Annotated in this window: 1 protein-coding gene; it reads right to left on the bottom strand. The window is 46.2% G+C overall.

The features are described from left to right. The coding region (locus tag FEI13_RS19330) for a hypothetical protein (protein WP_204758435.1) at positions 1–221 on the bottom strand (221 nt) is incomplete at its 3' end. Between the last annotated feature and the right edge of the window lie 39 nt (positions 222–260).

The raw sequence follows: 260 nt of genomic DNA, 5'->3' as shown, positions 1-260 counted from the left end.
GTGACGGCTTCAGCTGCAACCGAGATACAACTCTCACCGCGTAGCATGGCTTCAAGGACCTGTTGAATCACCTCACTTCGCGCTTCGGTGAACCCTGTCTTACTCAGTGGCGACTGCTGAATAAACTGACTCCAACGCGTTAACCATGTGTCTACCACGGTAGCCTGATCAATACTGGCTTTACGAACATTTTCCACACGGTTATCCTCAAAGTTATCCACAGCTTAATTCTTTGTTTATGAGTGACTAATTTCACTTAA

It is taken from the genome of Halomonas urmiana (genome assembly GCF_005780185.1).
In the GTDB taxonomy this organism is placed as follows: domain Bacteria; phylum Pseudomonadota; class Gammaproteobacteria; order Pseudomonadales; family Halomonadaceae; genus Halomonas; species Halomonas urmiana.
The sequence above is the reverse complement of the archived record's forward strand: the minus strand, read 5'-3'. Positions and strand labels throughout refer to the sequence as shown.